The sequence below is a fragment of the Pseudomonas mandelii genome, assembly GCF_002251635.1.
In the GTDB taxonomy this organism is placed as follows: Bacteria; Pseudomonadota; Gammaproteobacteria; order Pseudomonadales; family Pseudomonadaceae; genus Aquipseudomonas; species Aquipseudomonas mandelii_B.
Genome location: NZ_NMOJ01000045.1, coordinates 1 through 17302 on the forward strand (window position 1 = coordinate 1; position 17302 = coordinate 17302).

16 protein-coding genes are annotated in these 17302 nt (G+C 59.2%); 8 read left to right on the forward strand and 8 right to left on the reverse strand.

Going from position 1 to position 17302, the window contains the following annotated elements; all coding sequences use genetic code 11:
• Nucleotides 1-383: 383 nt before the first annotated feature.
• A complete protein-coding gene (locus B7L09_RS06525) occupies nt 384-944 on the reverse strand; it encodes a hypothetical protein (protein WP_094468223.1) in 561 nt (186 codons plus the stop codon).
• 180 nt (nt 945-1124) lie between these two features.
• Here B7L09_RS06525 and B7L09_RS06530 point away from each other — a divergent pair, with 180 nt between their 5' ends.
• Complete coding sequence (locus tag B7L09_RS06530; protein ID WP_094468224.1) at nt 1125-1337, forward strand: hypothetical protein; 213 nt, start codon at nt 1125-1127, stop codon at nt 1335-1337.
• Nucleotides 1338-1417: 80 nt separating this feature from the next.
• Here B7L09_RS06530 and B7L09_RS06535 read toward each other — a convergent pair whose 3' ends face one another.
• Genes B7L09_RS06535 through B7L09_RS06545 form a run of 3 tightly spaced genes read right to left on the reverse strand, consistent with a single transcriptional unit; the run spans nt 1418 to nt 4860 of the window.
• Nucleotides 1418-2311, reverse strand: a complete 894-nt coding sequence (locus B7L09_RS06535) for a helix-turn-helix transcriptional regulator (protein WP_094468225.1) — start codon at nt 2309-2311, stop codon at nt 1418-1420.
• On the reverse strand, nt 2308-3726 hold the full coding sequence (locus tag B7L09_RS06540) for an aminotransferase (protein WP_094468226.1): 1419 nt from the start codon (nt 3724-3726) through the stop codon (nt 2308-2310). The genes B7L09_RS06535 and B7L09_RS06540 overlap by 4 nt, the downstream gene beginning before the upstream one ends.
• A 30-nt stretch (nt 3727-3756) precedes the next feature.
• Nucleotides 3757-4860 (reverse strand): polyamine ABC transporter substrate-binding protein, encoded by a 1104-nt coding sequence (locus B7L09_RS06545; protein ID WP_094468227.1) that lies wholly within the window; start codon nt 4858-4860, stop codon nt 3757-3759.
• 217 nt (nt 4861-5077) lie between these two features.
• Here B7L09_RS06545 and B7L09_RS06550 point away from each other — a divergent pair, with 217 nt between their 5' ends.
• Both B7L09_RS06550 and B7L09_RS06555 read left to right on the forward strand, forming a co-directional pair.
• The gene (locus B7L09_RS06550; RefSeq protein ID WP_094468228.1) at nt 5078-5860 is read left to right on the forward strand and encodes an enoyl-CoA hydratase; all 783 of its coding nucleotides are present in this window, start codon (nt 5078-5080) and stop codon (nt 5858-5860) included.
• Nucleotides 5857-7038: an acetyl-CoA C-acyltransferase family protein gene (locus B7L09_RS06555; RefSeq protein WP_094468229.1), complete on the forward strand. Its 1182-nt coding sequence runs from the start codon at nt 5857-5859 to the stop codon at nt 7036-7038. Before B7L09_RS06550 ends, B7L09_RS06555 begins: the two co-directional genes overlap by 4 nt.
• 193 nt (nt 7039-7231) lie before the next feature.
• Here B7L09_RS06555 and B7L09_RS06560 read toward each other — a convergent pair whose 3' ends face one another.
• The 4 genes from B7L09_RS06560 to B7L09_RS06575 all read right to left on the reverse strand — a co-directional run bounded on the left by B7L09_RS06560 (nt 7232) and on the right by B7L09_RS06575 (nt 11235).
• Nucleotides 7232-7900: a GntR family transcriptional regulator gene (locus B7L09_RS06560; RefSeq protein WP_010458497.1), complete on the reverse strand. Its 669-nt coding sequence runs from the start codon at nt 7898-7900 to the stop codon at nt 7232-7234.
• Nucleotides 7901-8070: 170 nt separating this feature from the next.
• Nucleotides 8071-9363: an aspartate aminotransferase family protein gene (locus B7L09_RS06565; RefSeq protein ID WP_010458495.1), complete on the reverse strand. Its 1293-nt coding sequence runs from the start codon at nt 9361-9363 to the stop codon at nt 8071-8073.
• Nucleotides 9353-10351, reverse strand: a complete 999-nt coding sequence (locus B7L09_RS06570; protein WP_010458493.1) for a transketolase family protein — start codon at nt 10349-10351, stop codon at nt 9353-9355. The genes B7L09_RS06565 and B7L09_RS06570 overlap by 11 nt, the downstream gene beginning before the upstream one ends.
• On the reverse strand, nt 10348-11235 hold the full coding sequence (locus B7L09_RS06575; protein WP_010458491.1) for a transketolase: 888 nt from the start codon (nt 11233-11235) through the stop codon (nt 10348-10350). The genes B7L09_RS06570 and B7L09_RS06575 overlap by 4 nt, the downstream gene beginning before the upstream one ends.
• 184 nt (nt 11236-11419) lie before the next feature.
• Between B7L09_RS06575 and B7L09_RS06580 the strand changes: the two genes are divergently transcribed.
• From B7L09_RS06580 to B7L09_RS06600, 5 genes are all read left to right on the forward strand, one after another.
• Nucleotides 11420-12817 carry an aminotransferase gene (locus tag B7L09_RS06580; RefSeq protein ID WP_102594622.1) on the forward strand — a complete coding sequence of 466 codons (1398 nt, stop codon included), beginning with the start codon at nt 11420-11422 and terminating at the stop codon, nt 12815-12817.
• Nucleotides 12814-13920: an ABC transporter ATP-binding protein gene (locus B7L09_RS06585; RefSeq protein WP_010458488.1), complete on the forward strand. Its 1107-nt coding sequence runs from the start codon at nt 12814-12816 to the stop codon at nt 13918-13920. Before B7L09_RS06580 ends, B7L09_RS06585 begins: the two co-directional genes overlap by 4 nt.
• A gap of 170 nt (nt 13921-14090) precedes the next feature.
• Entirely contained in the window at nt 14091-15131 is a 1041-nt protein-coding gene (locus tag B7L09_RS06590; RefSeq protein ID WP_010458487.1) for an ABC transporter substrate-binding protein, read from the forward strand.
• Nucleotides 15132-15203: 72 nt separating this feature from the next.
• Nucleotides 15204-16469, forward strand: a complete 1266-nt coding sequence (locus tag B7L09_RS06595) for an ABC transporter permease (RefSeq protein WP_010458486.1) — start codon at nt 15204-15206, stop codon at nt 16467-16469.
• A gap of 10 nt (nt 16470-16479) precedes the next feature.
• Nucleotides 16480-17301, forward strand: coding sequence for an ABC transporter permease (locus B7L09_RS06600; RefSeq protein ID WP_010458485.1), 822 nt, complete (start codon nt 16480-16482; stop codon nt 17299-17301).
• Nucleotide 17302: the final 1 nt, after the last annotated feature.

Consider the following 17302-nt stretch of genomic DNA (forward strand, 5'->3'; position numbering starts at 1 on the left):
ACGAGGGGTGGCAGCTGTACGCAGGTTAGTAGACCGGGGAANNANNNNAANNCCGGCGCACCCGAAGGCGCCCTACGCACAGCCACCATCAGGCACAGACATGGAAATACCTGTCTGACAGACGCCTGTCGCATTATTCGAACCTCGAGCTACTAAACCCGTTCACTGGGAATCAGTGACGGGGATCAAGTTACCGAGGGCGTCCAAAGCGCACAAGCCGGCGGATTCTGGCGTAGTCGTAGGCAACGGCGCAAGGCGTTGTAGCTTTCAGGAAGTATCCTTAAACGCCTTTAAACATGTACTCCGAACAGGCACCGCCATCGCGAGCAGACTCGCTCCCACAGTTGACCTAGTTGTCCGGACGAACGCTGTTGCCGGTGATGTCACCAGAAGCAGTAAACCAGGGCCACGGCAGCGGCAATACCAAACGCTCCCAACGCCTTTGCCGGCAAGTATCCGGTCAATCGTTGCAAGGACGCGTCCGACAGCACCGCGTAGTCATCGCGGTGGCGCATGGTCGCCCTGTAGGTGTATCGAAAGCCAATCAACAAAAACAGCAAGATCATGCCGAAGGCTAAACCGCGAGTGATCGCCGGCTTGATCAAAGGCGCAGGGGTATCTTCCAGGCAAGCGGCGCTATCAACTTCCACGACCGTGATTCGCCCGAAATCGGTGGCGGGTCGCCGTTCACCTTTAAGGATCGACGCCTGCTGTTCCAGATCCAGCGCCTGATATTTCCAGAGCGTCGATGATCCTTCACGGCAGTAGGTGAACGCTGCAGGGTTGGAGGCGGCGATAATACATGCGTCATTGATGCCGATTTTTTTCAGGGTCTCGACAGCCGGTCGTGTGAAGTCCAGGTCGAGGACAGGAATAATCCCGGTGGCAGACGTCACCGTCGAAACCAACAGGCTCCCGATAGCGCAGAGGGCTGAAATTTTCAAGGTTGAATGCCCCTTGTTTCGCAATATTTTTGTTGTTTGAGCGCGGCTGCAACATGCCTTCCGAAGTCTAGAATTCTAGTTGAACCTCGATGATCTGCGACGAGTTGACCCTCAATATTGGCCGAAAAAAACCTGACTCCCGGCCATGCAAACGCCTGCAACTAATTTCAGAGTGCATGGATGACGATTGAGAAATTCAACGAAGACCTGCGCCAGGCCCGCCTGGAACTGACCGCCGCAACGGCGGCGGTCATGGAACTGGTTCGTTCGGGCAAGGCGTTCGGGGATGAATGGGACGCTGCGGTCGCGAGAGAGCGCAAAGCCTTTCAGAAAATGCATTGGGTGCTGGATAGCCCCTTGGCGCCCCGGGTAGATAAAAAGTCAGATCCTTAGTGTCTCGAAGACCCGGCTAATTGCCCATCCCGCCTTATATCGCGATGCCTTGTGGGAGCGGGCTTGCCCNNGNNGTTGGATCAGTGCTTGCGTAACCACTCGATAAACAGCGCAAACAGTTCCGACTGTGACCCGATGTTCAACTTCAGATAAAGATTCTTACGGTGCATGCGCACCGTCTCAGGCGATATGCTCATCTGGCTGGCCGTGGATTTCACGGAGTGCCCGCGCAGCACCATGTGCGCCACTTCCCGTTCGCGTTCGGTCAGCAAGTCGCAGCCAAAGTTTTCGAAGGCCGACTGCACGCGTTGCTTGAGATCATCACGCACGCCCTCGTTGACAGCGCTGAGCTGTAAGCCCCGGCGGCTGAACTCGCTGATGAATTCGCGCACCAGCGGCTCAACCGCCCGCAGCAGGTTCAGCTGTTCAAGCCGCAGACTTTCCCCGCCGAAGCCTTGAAACAGGCTCACCGACACCTGGGTGTCATGGCCGGTATCGACAATGTAAAAACTGTCTTCCGAACTGCCGGCCTTCAGGTAGTAAGTCTTGTAATACTCGCTGTCGAAGAAGTTGTCCGGGGCAATGTCCTCCAGGTGATAAAACCCTTCGGCCAGCCCCTGCTCCACCGCCAGGCAAAACGGGTCGAGCAGGTAGCCCCCGGAAAAATAGCGGTCGATGATCGACTCCCGGTATTTTTCCGGGATGCCACGCTGATACAACAATTGTGGCGGGCGGTCCTTGTGTTCCAGGCTGATCATCACCGATTCGATGGACACCAGATGCCCGAAGGCCGACGCCAAAAAGCTCAGCGCGTCGGGCTCATCGATGTGGGCGAAGGCCTGGCGCAGGTCGCCGTGCCATTTATGCAGGGCGCCGAAGGTCAAGGCGATCAATGTGTCATCGTTTGGTTTGCTCATGCCCCGCAGTCTAGCGGGTGAACCGGCCCCGGGTAACCGCAGATTCGCCGACCTCATTGGCCGAAATACAGGCCGTTCTGCTCAAGTTCGCCCGCCACTTCAAGAATGCACACCCGCAGGGTCTCGACGATTTCATCCACCTGGGCGCATGACAGGATCAGCGGCGGCGACATGACATTGAGGTGCATGATCGGCCGCACCAACAGCCCTCGGGCCTGCGCCCGCGAGTGAATCATCTCGCCGATGTTGATCTCGTCGGCAAACAACGCCTTCGTGCGTTTATCGGCGACGAATTCCACGCAGGCCATGAATTTCTGGCAGCGCACATCGCCCACCAGCGGCAAGTCGCTGAGTGTGGCCAGACGCTGTTCCAGATACGCGCCGACGACGTCGACATGTTCCAGCAGGTTTTCCCGCTCAATGATTTCAATGTTCTTCAACGCCGCCGTGCAGCAGACCGGGTGGCCGCTGTAGGTGAAGCCGTGGGTGAAGCAACGGCCCTTGCCGGGCTCGGCGATCACCTTCCAGATGCGCTCGGAAAAAATGCACGCGCCCAACGGCAGATAGGCCGATGTCAGCCCCTTGGCCGTGGTGATGATGTCCGGCTGAACATCGAACACATCCAGGGAGGCGAAGAACTTGCCCAACCGCCCGAACGACGTCACCACTTCATCGGCGACAAACAGAATGTCGTAGCGCTGGCAGACTTCCCACATGCGTTTCAGGTAGCCCTTGGGCGGAATGATCACGCCGCCGGAGCCCATGATCGGCTCGGCAAAAAAGCCTGCAACCTTGTCCGCACCGATGGACAGAATCTTGTCTTCGAACTCCTTGATCAGAAACTCGAGAAACTGCGCCTCGTCCATGCCGTCCGGCGCCCGATAAGGATTGGGGTTGGAGACGTGGTGAATCTTGTCGTTGGCGTAATCGAATTCCGGCACGCGGTCGGCGGCCTTGTTGCCGATCGACATGGTCAGGGTGGTGGAGCCGTGATACGCGTTGAAACGGGCGATGACGTGCTTCTTTTCCGGTTTGCCGCGGCAGTTCTGATAGTACTGAATCAACCGGTACGCGGTGTCCACGGCGGTGGAGCCGCCGGTGGTCAGGAACACGTGATCGAGATCGCCGGGGGCGAGGCTGGCGAGTTTCTCGCACAACTGGATGGCGACGTTGTTGGACATGTCGGAAAACGGGTTCGAGTACGCCAGTTGACGGACCTGGTCGGCAATCGCCAGTGCCATTTCTTCTCGGCCCAGACCGATATTCGTACACCACATACCGCCCACCGCATCGAGAAAGCGGTTGCCCTGGGTGTCGTAAATATAAGCGCCATCACCCGCCACAATGTTCAGCGCGCCCTGCTCGGCGTGTTCGTCGAACATGTGATAGCCGTGCATGTAGTGGGCTTTATCGGCTTTGAGCAAATGAGCGTTATCGACGCTCGACAGCACTTTCTGAGTTGGAGTAGCCATACACAAACCTCAAACCAAAGGGGTAAACAATCAAATCCCGCTCTTCACCGTGCTCCAGACGCGGGTCATGGCACGCATCTCTTTTGCATCCTGGGTTTTCTGCGGAAACAGGCGCTGGCGGGTTTCGTCATCGGGATAAATCGCCGGGTTGTTGCGCACATCGGCGTGCACTAATGGCGTGGCCGCCGCGTTGCTGTTGGCGTAGTGAATGAAGTCCGTCACATCGGCCATGACTTGTGGCTGCATCAAGTAATCGAGGAACTTGTGGGCGTTGGCCACGTGGGGCGCATCGGCGGGGATGTACAGGTTGTCGAACCAGATCAGCGAACCTTCCTTGGGAATGAAATAGGCCAGTTTGATCTTCAATTTGGCCTCTTCGGCGCGGGCCATGGCGGTCGCGTAGTCGCCGGACCAGGTCATGGCCATGCACACATCGCCATTGGGCAGGCTGGTCAGGTAGTTGACCGAGTCGAACTTGCGGATGTACGGCCTGACCGACAGCAGCAGATCCTGGGCGGCCTTGAGATCCTCCGGCGCGGCGCTTCGCGGGTCGCGCCCCAGGTACTTCAGCGCCAGTGGAATGACTTCAGTGGGCGCATCGACCAGGGTCACGCCGCAATCGGCGAAGCGTGAGACGATTTTCGGGTCGAAGATCATCGCCAACGAGCCAATCGGCGCGTCCGGCATGCGCTCCCTGATTTTGTCGACGTTGTACGTGATGCCATTGCTGCCCCAGGTATAGGGTGCCGAGTACAGCGTGCCGGCATCGAATCCCTGCAAGTCCTGCAAGACTTTCGGGTCCAGGTTGGCCCAGCCCGGCAGCAACTTTTTATCGAGCGGCTGGAACACTTTGGCTTTGATCAGCGGTGGCGCGAGGGAGGCATTCAACACCACCAGGTCATAACCGGAGTGGCCAGTGAGCAACTTGGCCTGGACCGTTTCATAGGCATCAAAGGTGTCGTAGATCACCCGGATGCCAGTGGCTTTCTGAAAGTCGGCAATGGTTTTTTCGCCGATGTAATCCGCCCAGTTATACAGCCGCAGTGTGTGGCTATCGTCCACTTCGGCGCCGTGGACGCCTGCCGACAGCGGCACAATCAACGCACCAAGCATCACCAAGAAGGCCTTGCGCATAGCAAATTCACCTTATCAAGCGAGTTCCGATCTGGATGAGCGGATGAATCCACTATTGAGCGATTCAGCAAACGGCACCATACCCCGAATGGGTGTGTGAGCCTTGCGACGGCCCGACATGGCAAAAAGCGGCAGTTTCGTTGACGGCTTTTGTCATAGATCCGGCGCCGATCCCGCGCTTAGAGTGCCCTTCATAGCGATCACCCAGAGCACGTACATGAACGACCTGATCAAACAAGAACGAAACGAAGGTGTACTGACGCTCACCTTTGACCGCCCCGACAAGCTCAACGCGCTGAATAACAGGATGTACACGCAGTTAGCCGACCTGTTGCTGGCCGCTGATGAAGACGCTGAAATCGGCGTGATCATTATCACCGGCGGCGACACGTGCTTTACCAGTGGCAACGACCTGGCGGATTTTCTCCAGCATCCGCCGACCGATCTGGACAGCCCGGCGTTTCGCCTGATGCGCGTGGTCATCCACCTGCAAAAACCGTTGATCGCGGCGGTCTGCGGAGCGGCCATCGGCATCGGCACCACCCTGCTGCTGCATTGCGATCAGGTGCTGGTCACGCGCAATGCCCGGTTGCGCATGCCGTTCGTGAACCTGGGCCTGTGCCCGGAGTTCGGCGCAAGCCTGCTGCTGCCGCGCCTGCTCGGTCATGCCCGGGCGGCGCGTTTGCTGCTGTGGGGCGACAGCCTGGACGGCGGCGCCGCCGTCGCGTGTGGATTGGCCAACGAACTGTTCGACGACGGGCCACAGTGCCTGGCCGCCGCCGAGCACATGGCTCGGCGACTGCTGGCGCTCCCCCAGGAAGCCCTGCGTCAGACCCGGCAACTGCTCAAGCAGACATCAATGCCGGAACTGCAAGCCACCATTCGCCAGGAGAACTTGCTGTTCATCAAGCGCCTGACCACCCCTGAAGCGCAGGCAGCATTGAACGCACTGGTTAATCGCAGCACTGAAAAGAACCCATCCACAGGAAAGCCTTCATGAACACCCCAGACGTATTTGTTGTCAGCGCCGCACGCACCGCCATCGGCACCTTTGGTGGCTCGCTCAAAGAGGTTCCGCTGGCCGATCTGGCGACCACGGCCGTCAAGGCCGCCCTGGAGCGCTCCGGCGTGGACCCGGCGCAAATCGGCCATCTGGTGATGGGCAACGTGATCCCGACCGAGACCCGCGACGCGTACATTTCCCGGGTCGCCGCGATGAACGCCGGCATCCCGAAAGAAACCCCCGCCTACAACGTCAACCGCCTCTGCGGTTCCGGCCTGCAAGCCATCATCAGCGCGGCCCAGACCTTGCTGCTGGGCGACGCCGAGATTGCCATCGGCGCCGGTGCCGAGTCCATGAGCCGTGGCCCGTACCTGATGCCGTCCGCCCGTTGGGGCGCGCGCATGGGCAACGTCCAGGCCATCGACTACATGCTGGGCATCCTGCACGACCCGTTCCATGGCATCCACATGGGCATCACCGCCGAGAACGTCGCCGAGCGCAACGGCATCACCCGCGACATGCAGGACGCTCTCGCCCTGGAAGATCAAAAACGCGCGGCGTTCGCCATTGCCAATGGCTACTTCAGTGAGCAGATCGCAGCGGTCGAAATCCGAGGCCGCAAGGAAACGACGCTGTTCAGCATCGACGAACACCCGCGTTCCACTTCCCTGGAACAACTCGCGCAGATGAAGCCGGCGTTCAAGAAGGACGGTTCGGTCACGGCCGGCAATGCCTCGGGCCTGAACGACGGCGCTGCGGCACTGGTCATGGCCACCGGCAGCGCGGTGCAAGTCAACAATCTTCGCCCGCTCGCTCGCCTGGTCAGCTATGCCCACGCCGGTGTTGAGCCAGAACTGATGGGCCTGGGCCCGATTCCCGCCACGCGCCTGGCGCTCAAACGCGCAGGCCTGACCGTGGCTGACCTGGACGTGATCGAAGCCAACATCGCCTTCGCCGCCCAGGCCTGTGCGGTCAGCCAGGAACTGGACCTCGACCCGGCCAAGGTCAACCCGAACGGCTCGGGCATTTCCCTCGGTCACCCGGTGGGCGCGACCGGGGCGATGATTGCCACCAAAGCCATCCACGAACTGCAGCGCATCAACGGGCGTTATGCGCTGGTGACTATGTGCATTGGTGGTGGTCAGGGGATTGCGGCGATTTTTGAGCGGGTTTAAATGTTAGAGCGACGGTAAACAAATGTGGGAGCGAGCTTGCTCGCGATGCGGTGTTCCAGGCGAGAATTTTCTCGGCTGTACCGCCGCTATCGCGAGCAAGCTCGCTACTCCCAGAACACGTCGCCGTGCCGTGCGGCCAACATTCCCCAGGTCCGTATCGAGGAACTGGTGGGTTATCTACTTCAATCTCGGATTACTTGCCTTCGCTTTCGGTAATGAAGCCGATGATGCTGACACCACCGCGCATGATGTCTTCAGCAATGGCCTTGCGCGCCTTGGCCGGCTTTTTCTCGCGCAGGGCTTCGATCAGTACCAGATGCTCGTCGGCACCGATGTAGGTGTTATGCCCCTTGGTGTAAAACAGATTGAGGATCGGCCCCATGGAAACCCACAACCCTTCGATCTGGGCAGTCAGCATGTCCATTGCCGCCAACCGGTAGACCGTGAAGTGGAACTCACGGTTGAAATGCATTGCTTGCGGACCGTCGTTGGCTTGGTCGGCTTGTTGAAAACTGGCATGCAGTTCTTCCAGCCGAGTCAGGTCCTGCGGCGTAACGTTGCGCGTGGCGAGCTCAGCGGCCAGGCCTTCCAGTGCGATGCGGATCGTGCGCACCTCCAAATACCGGCTCATGGTCAGCTCCGGAACCATGGCAAAACGGCCCGAACGCAACTCGAGACCGCGCTCGCTGACCAGCCTCAGGCAGGCTTCGCGGACTGGGGTGACGCTGGTGCCAAGCTTGTCGGCCAGGTCTTGCATGACCAGCCGCTCGCCGGGCCGGAAGTTGCCGGCGATCAGTCCTTCGCGAATGGCGTAATAGGCGCGGGCGGACAGGTTGCCTTGTTCCAGCGGTTGAATCTGCACGGTCGAACTCCTGGATAATGCTTTTTATTGCGCAGCCTGTCGGGGTTGCGCCAAAAATCTGAAATACATTGTCTTATATCCTATAAGTAACACTCAACCTCGCTCTACAGCGGTTTGGGAATCATATGCAGAAAGAGCGGCACTGCGCGTGCCGCTCTCCGTTGCTCGGCCTAGCGAATCAGCGCCTTGAGGGCGTTTTCGATGACGTCGAGGCTTTCATCGAGAATCTTTGTGGTATGCGAGGTCGACAGGTACAGGCGCTTGAGGGGTAATGGCTGAAAAATCATCCGCTGCTCGATCAAACGCTTGCGAAACGCCAGGTCCAGCGCGTCATCGTTGCGCAACAAATCACGGTACTGGCTGTACGGCCCCTCGAAAAAGTACATCAGCCAGACCGACCCATATCCGGCACTTTGAGCGGGAATGCCCAGCCGCTGGATAATGCCGTCGAGCTGCCCGCGCAAATAGTCGCCCATGGCGAACAGGCGTTCGTAGACGCCTTCGCGAGAAAGCTCCTCGATGGTCGCCAGCACCGCCGCCAGCGTCGATGGCGTTCCATTGAACGTTCCGCCCATGAACACGCCCCGGTCGCCCGACTGCCCTACGCGCTCCAACAGATCCCGACGGCCGGCGACCAAGCCCACGGGATAACCTGATGAAGCCGCCTTGCCGAAGGTTGCCAGATCCGGTGTCACGCCGACGATCGACTGATAGCCGCCCAGCGCATGACGAAAGCCGGTGATGACCTCATCGAAAATCAGAATCACGCCGTGCTCGACGGTCAATTGCCGAAGCGCCCGCAGAAATGCCGTCGATGCCGTCACCGAGCCCATGTTGTGGGCAATCGGTTCGACGATGATCGCCGCGACCTCCCCCGGATTGGACTTGAGGTAACGCTCCACCGCCTCGGCATCGTTATACGGAAGGATGATCGTGTACTGCGCGGCATCCAGCAGAATACCGTCAGACATCGGGTCGAAACTGTCCATGCGCTCACGGGATGTCTGGCCGTTCATCGCCACATAGTCGTGCCAGCCGTGATATCCGCCCTGGAATTTTATGATCCGTTTGGCGCCGGTGACGGCCCGCGCCAGGCGCAAGGCGTGATAAGTCGCTTCGGAGCCGCTGTTGCAAAACGCGACCTGCTCGGCGCAGGGAATGCACTCGACCAGCGCTTGCGCCGTCTCGACTTCCAGATCGGTAATGCCGGCGCCGATCAGGTCAAGGCGTTCGCTGACGTGTGCAACCTTTTGACGAATCGCCTGATTGCCGTGCCCGAGCACATGCGCGCCGAAACCACAGTGGAAATCGGTATGACGGTCGCCGTTGGCGTCGTACAGATACGGACCTTCTGCACGAACAAACGCATAAGGCTGACCGAGTTTGCGGCTCGGGCTCAGATGGCCGCCCGGCAACACCTGCCGAGCCCGTTCATGCAAGGACTGATTGGCGTCAAGCAACATGATCGACTCCTGGGGCAAGTGCCTCCCGGGCAACGGCTTCAATACCCACGGCATCCAGCCGGTAATGGCGATAGAGATGGGTCGGCGGGGCAATGAGGCTGTATTCATCTTCGATCCCGTGACGCCGCAAACGCGTCCCTTGACCCGTGTCGGCCAGCACTTCCGCCACAGCACCGCCCAGCCCTCCCAGCACGTTGTGTTCTTCGACGGTCATCAACAACCCGCTTTCGCCCGCCGCATGCAGCACCGCATCACGATCCAGCGGTTTGATGGTGTGCATATCGATCACCCCGACCGATAAACCACTGGCGCGCAAGGCCTGCGCGGCTTCCAGCGTCGGGTGAAGCATGCTGCCGGTGGCGATCAGGGTCAGGTCACTACCCCGCTCATGAACGATGGCTTTGCCAAACTCGAACACCACGTCATCGGGGTAAACGTTAGGTTCCTGGCCCCGACCAATACGGAAGTAAATCGGTTGCGAATGGTTGATCGAGGCACGTATCGCCGCCGCCAACTGTGGGCCATCGGCGGGTGCGACGACCGTCAGATCAGCGATGCTGCGGGTGATTGCCAGGTCTTCGGTGGCGTGATGCGAGGTGCCATAGAAACCGAGGCTGATTCCCGAATGGTGTCCGATCAGCCGCACCGGAAGTGCGCTGTAGGCCACATCCATGCGAATCTGCTCGCAGCAGAGCAAGGCCAGGAATGAAGCGAATGTCGCCACAAACGGCATGCTCCCGGTGGTGGCAATGCCCGCCGCCGCGGTGACCATGTTTTGCTCGGAGATACCGAACTGGATAAACAGTTCGGGGTGGCGCTGAGCGAAGCGACTCAAGCCGTTGGAGTACTGGAGGTCAGCGGTGCCGACGGCGATCTTGTGACCGGCGTCAACCAGGTCGATCAACGCATCAGACAAATAGTTCAGGCCGGGGGCGCGAGCGTTGATCTGCCGGTACTGCCAGGTATCGGCGCTGACGGGCGAGCTCATTGCACACCTCCTTTGGATTTGATTTCTTCGATAGCGAGCAATTCGTCTTCCTCGGCCAACCAGCCAAGATGCCAGCCGGGCTCGGTTTCCATGTACTCGACGCCTTTGCCCTTGACGGTCAAGGCGATCACGCAGACTGGCTTTTCGCGTTGCGTATCGGCTTTCAGCTGGCGCAACAGACGAGCCACGGCGGCGACGTCATGCCCGTCGACCTCATGCACGTCCCAGCCGAAAGCGCGCCATTTGTCGCCCAGCGGTTCAATTCCGATGATGTCGTCGACCTTGCCGTCGAGCTGGTAACCGTTTCGGTCGATGATCGCGATCAGGTTCGATGTTTTGTAATGCGCAGCCGCCATTGCCGCTTCCCAGACCTGGCCTTCATGCATTTCGCCGTCGCCAAGCAGCACATATACATCGAACGGATTGTTCTGCAGCCGTCCACCCAACGCCATGCCCAGTCCGCCGGACAATGCATGACCAATGGAACCGGAACTGAAATCGACCCCCGCGACCTTGCGCATATCCGGGTGATCACCTAACGGATTACCCAGGCGCGTATAGCCGTCGAGCAGCGCCTTGTCGAAAAAGCCCCAGTCCGCCAGTAACGGATACAGCCCCACTGCGGCATGTCCCTTGCCCATCAAGAAGCGATCACGACCTGGCCACTTGGGCTCGCCGTGGCGCAAGCGCATGGCGTCGTAATACAGCGCCGAGAAAATTTCAGCACAGGAAAACACCGAGGTGTAGTGCCCCACCTTGGCGATGGAAATCAGGCGCACGGTTTCCAGGCGTACAAACAGCGCGCGCTCTTTGAGGTGGGCGATGTGCCCGGGACTCAGGTCCTCGACCGGAACGGGAATGGGGGGTGGAGCGGCTATCGACATGGCTGCATTTCCTGAATGGTTGTTAGAAAGGCGACCGCTCTCACGGCCTCCTTCTTACAACTTATAAGATATATATTGCAACAACAAGCCGTTGGCGTTATTTTTTCCAACAGGCAGGAATGCCCCGGCCAGACTAGGCCGAATTTTGCGATCTTATAAGTTATATTGATTTCAGCTCTCGGAGATGCCACTCGTGCCGCACGAAAACACCCCCGCAGCCAGCGTTCTGGCCCAGGCAGATCAACGCTTTCACCTGCACTCGCAGACCAACCTGCGGCGCCATCAACAACAAGGCCCGATGGTCATCGAACGCGGAGATGGCATCCACGTCATCGACGAACACGGACAGCGATACATTGAAGGAATGTCCGGTCTCTGGTGTGCCAGTCTGGGGTTTTCCAATCGTCGACTGGCCGACGCCGCACAACGCCAGTTCGACGTGCTGCCCTACTACCACACCTTCAATCATCGGGTTCCAGCGGTGACGGCACGCCTAGCCGAACGCATCGCCACCCTCGCGCCACTACCGGATGCGAGAGTGTTTTTTGCCTGTTCGGGCTCGGAAGCCAACGACTCGATGATCAAAATGGCCTGGGCCTGGCACCGGGCGCGGGGCAATACGCACAAGCGCAAAATCATCGCCCACCAGAAAGGTTTTCATGGCTCCACGGTGATGGGGGCGACGCTGTCCGGGTTGCCAAACATGCACGCTGCATTCGGCTTGCCGCTGGACCAGGTGATTCATGTCGAGTGCCCCCATTACTACCGTAATGGCTTGCCCGGTGAGTCTGAGGCCGCCTTCTGCGAACGCTTGGTCGCCGACTTGCAGCGACGCATCGAGGCTGAAGGAGCAGACACCATCGCTGCCTTCATCAGCGAACCTGTCATGGGAGCCGGCGGCGTGATCGTCCCGCCATCCGGCTATTTTTCCGCGGTACAGGCACTGCTGGCCCGTTACGACATTCTGATGCTGGCCGACGAAATCATTTGTGGCTTTGGTCGTACCGGTCAGTGGTTCGGCCATCAGACGATGGGCTTTGCACCCGACATGATGGCTTGCGCCAAAAGCCTTTCGGCGGGCTATCAGCCAATTTCCTGCACCGTGGTCAGCGGCCCGGTCTACCGAGTGCTTGAAGAACAGAGCCAGCAACTGAACGGCTTCGGACATGGCTTCACCTACTCCGGGCACCCGGTGGCCGCCGCCGTCGCCCTTGAGACGCTATCCATCTACCAGGAGCTGGACATCCCTGCCCGCACCCGCCAGTTGGGTGAGGTTCTGCACGGCGAACTGGCGCCACTGTTCGACCACCCTCTGGTTGGCGAAATCCGCGGCATCGGGCTGGTTGCGGGTCTGGAACTGGTGGCTGACAAGTCATCGCGACGCTCGTTTTCGGCGCAGGTGGCGATCGGCGCGCAGGTCGAACTGGCGGCACGCAAGCACGGCCTGATCGTGCGCAACATGGGCGATTCAATCGCCCTGGCGCCACCTTTCATTATTGAACCGACACAGCTGCGCGAACTGGTCAGCCGCCTGACGGACGCGCTGAACGACGTCAATCACGCCACGGGACACTGCTCATGAATAGCCTCGCCCATTCCCTCGACTCATCCGGTGCGTTGATCGACCTCAACCATGTGCAAAAGAGTTATGACGGCAAGACGCTGATCATCAAGGACCTGAATCTCTCCATCGCGCAAGGAGAATTCCTGACGCTGCTCGGTGCGTCCGGATCGGGCAAGACCACCACGCTGATGATGCTTGCCGGCTTCGAAACCCCGACCCGCGGCGAAATCCGCATGATGGGCAAACCGATCCAGAACGTCCCGGCACACCGACGCGGCATGGGCATGGTATTCCAGAACTACGCGCTGTTTCCGCACATGACCGTGGCCGAGAACCTGGCTTATCCATTGAAAATGCGCGGACTCAATCGCATCGAGGTGCAGAGCAAGGTCAAGCGTGCGATCGAGATGGTCCAGTTGCATGACATGCAGCAACGGCGCCCCACGGAGTTGTCCGGCGGCCAGCAGCAACGCGTCGCCCTTGCCCGCGCCATGGTATTCGAGCCACAGGTCATCCTGATGGACGAACCGCTCGGCGCTCTCGACAAGAACCTGCGCGAGCACATGCAGTACGAAATCAAACAGTTGCATCGAAGACTCGGCGTCACGGTGGTGTACGTGACCCACGATCAGGGCGAAGCCTTGACCATGTCCGACCGGGTAGCCGTGTTTCATCAAGGTGATATTGCCCAGATCGGCGATCCGGTTTCGCTGTACGAGCATCCTGAAAACGCTTACGTGGCCACGTTTATCGGTGAAAACAATGTATTGCGCGGGAGTCTCGTTGCACGCCATGGGCATGAGGTCGAGGTCGCACTTGACGCTGGTTTCGAGGCCCGTGGCATGGGCGTGACGATGCCAATCGGCGCCTCGAAAAAAGTCGAGCTGCTGATCCGTCCGGAGAACATCCGACTGTCCCCGATCAATCAGAACAGCTATCAGGCAACTCTGGCCGACCGTGTCTACCTGGGCGATCACCTGCGCATTCACTTGAAACTGGACAACGACGACACGCTGATTGTGAAAACCGCCAACGATGAGGCCATCAAGGGCTTGAACAACGGTCAGCGCATCGGTTTTAGCTGGCGCCCCGAAGACGCGCGGGTTTTCGCGCAGGGTTGAGCACCGCTCCGCGCCTGACCCAAAACCCTTGTCACCACCGAAACACACCACACCCACAACAATAAGAAGGTCATCACTATGCACAGTTTCGATCACTCGACCTGAGCCGCTTTCCTGCCGGTACACCCGCTAATCCCTATTTGCTTTTCCTTCAGCAGGAGAGTTGCACCATGCACTCACATTCAACACGCTTGGCCCTTGTACTCACGCTGGCACTGACCGGCCCCCTCGCCCAGGCCCGCGACCTGACGGTGGTCGGTTTCGGTGGCGCCACGCAGGAGGCTTTCGACAAGGCCTGGTTCAAACCGTTTGCCGCGCAAAGCGCCAAACCGGTGGTTCAAGACAGCTACGGCGGCGGCCTGGCGAAACAGAAAGCGATGGTCGAGTCAGGTAATCCCACGTGGGACCTGGTGCAGATGGACCAGAACGAAATGGAATTGGCCTGCGAACAGGGCCTGCTCGAAGACCTGGATCACAAACAATTGAAGAATGCGCCCGAGGTTAATCCCGAGGCCTTTTCGGAGTGCGGTGTGGGGGCGTTTGTTTGGTCCGAAGTGATGACCTACGACCCGAAAAAATTTGGCGCCGACGGCCCGAAAAGCTGGGCTGATTTCTGGAACGTCCAGAAATGGCCAGGCAAACGCGGCTTGCGTAAACAGGCACGCATGACCCTGGAAATTGCCTTGATGGCCGACGGTGTCGCACCGGCCGACGTCTATAAATTGCTGGCGACCCCGGCGGGACAGAACCGTGCATTTGCCAAACTGGACCAAATCAAACCCTACATCCAATGGTGGGAAACCGGCGCTCAGCCGCTGGAATGGCTGGCCGCCGGTAACATCGCCGTGAGTGCCGCCTACAACGGCCGGATCGCCATCGCCAATCAACAGGGAAACCATTTTCCACTGATCTGGCAGCAACAGCTGTACAGCATGGACTACTGGACCATCATCAAGAACACCCCGAACAAAACCGCCAGTTATCAACTCCTCGACTACATCCTCGGTGCCAAGGCCCAAAGCGATTTCGCCCACGCGATTCCTTACGGCATTGTCAACAGCAAGGCCATAGCGGCCATGGATGAGAAGACGGCCAGCGCGTTGCCCAACGCCCCGGCCAACATGAAAGATGCCCTGCTGCTCGATACACCGTTCTGGGTCAACTACGAGGAAGACCTGATGAACCGGTTTACCCGCTGGGTCGCACAGTAAACAGGCCTCAAGACCGCGCCGCCGATGACGGAGGCGCGGTTCGAGTATGGTTTTATCAAGGTGGGTTTCACTATGTCCGTTTCCTCAATAGATGCACCGGCTTGCGTCGACACGCTGGCCGTCGCCCATTATCAATCCAGTCGCCGCAAGCGCTGGGTTTCGATGCTGCTGCTCTTGCCGCTGCTGGCTTACACCTGTGTTTTCTTCGCTCTGCCGATCGGCATGATGTTCTACCGGGCCGTCAGCAATCCCGAACTGCTACAAGCGTTCCCCACGGCCATCAGGACGATGGTCGACGAGCCGGCGAAGGATTCAACGGCGCTGCCAACTGACCGGGTGTTCGATGCGCTCGAGCAAGACTTTATCAACGCCCCGAGCAATGCAGTCATTGGTGAGGCGGCACGACGCCTCAACTACGAGAACAGTGGTTATCGCTTCCTGGTCATGAACACCGCACGGACCTACAGAACGCCGCTGGCGAACCCGGAAAGCCAGAGCGCCCGAGAGCGTTTGGCCGCCATCGATGAACGCTGGATTTCACCACAGGTGTGGGAGGACTTTCGCCGCGCGTCCCCGGCCTATACGCCGTATTACCTGCTGGCCGCCCTGGACTTGAAGCAAACGGATCAAGGTGTCGCGCCGGTCGAAGAAAGCCAGCGGGTGTACCTGGACTTGACCTTCAAGACCCTGAAAATCGCCCTGATAGTCTCGCTGTTGTGTCTGTTGCTGGGCTTTCCGTTTGCCGCGTTGATGGTCAAGGCTTCACCGGCCCTGCAAGTCTTGCTGTTTCTGGCGGTCATGCTGCCGTTCTGGACCTCGTTGCTGGCACGAACCACGGCCTGGATCGTGGTACTGCAGGACAAAGGCATCGTCAACACGTTACTGCTGCGCTTCGGCCTGATCGATCACCCGCTGCCGATGATTTTCAACCTGTCGGGTGTGTACATCGTGATGGTGCACATCCTGCTGCCGTTCAGCGTGCTGCCGCTGTACAACGTGATGAAAAATATCCCGCCCCATTTCATGCGCGCCTCAGCCTCACTCGGCGCTCATCCCATACGCGGGTTCATGCAGGTCTACTTGCCCCTGACCTTGACGGGGATCGGTTCCGGCACCCTGCTCACGTTCATCGTCGCGGCGGGTTACTACGTGACGCCGACCCTGGTGGGCAGTGCCCGCGAACAGATGCTTGGCTATTTCATTGCGTTCTATACCAACACCACCGTCAATTGGGGCATGGCCTCGGCACTCGGGCTGGTGCTGATTTCCTGTGTCATGGTCATTTACCTGCTGGCCGCGCGCCTGGTGGGTATTCGCCAGATTGCCGGCCTGCGCTGAAGGAGCTCCCATGAACCATTTCATACAGGCTTACCTCGCCCGCAAGGCTCATGTGTTGTTCGGTCTATTGATGAGCATTTTCATGATCGCACCACTGTTGGCGGTGGTACCGATTTCATTCAGCAGTGGCACGTTCCTCTCCTACCCGCTCCCGGGACTCTCCCTGCAATGGTATGAACGGGTATTCACCAGCGGTCCCTGGATGCAAGCGCTGAGCAACAGCCTGTGGGTCGGCATCGCCTCGACACTGCTGGCGACATTGCTCGGAACGCTGGCCGCGCTGGCCTTTGCACGCCGCAACCTGCCAGCCGCCAGCGGAATGCTCGGCCTGCTGATTTCACCGATGATTTTCCCACCTGTGATCTCCGGGCTGGGCATGTATTTTCTCTTCGGCAAACTGGGCCTGACAGGTACTTTGTTCGGTCTGATTCTGGCCCACACCGTCCTGGCCACGCCTTTCGTCCTGATCAGTGTTGCCGCCAGCCTGCAGGGTTTCGACATGACCTTGCTCAAGGCCGCCGCCATGTCCGGCGCCTCACCTGTGCGGGCCTTCGCGGGTATTGCTTTGCCAATCATCGCACCTGGTGTGATATCGGGCGCACTCTTCGCCTTCATGACATCGTTCGACGAAATCGTCGTGGTGCTGTTCATCGGCGGCCCCAGCCAACGGACCTTGCCCCGGCAAATGTTCGATGGCATACGCGACACCATCGACCCCTCGATTCTCGCCATGTCGACATTGTTGCTACTGGTGGGCATTGTCGGGCTGATGACCACTACCTGGCTGACCTTGCGAGCACAACGCAACGCCCGCCAACTCAAGGAGCAATAAC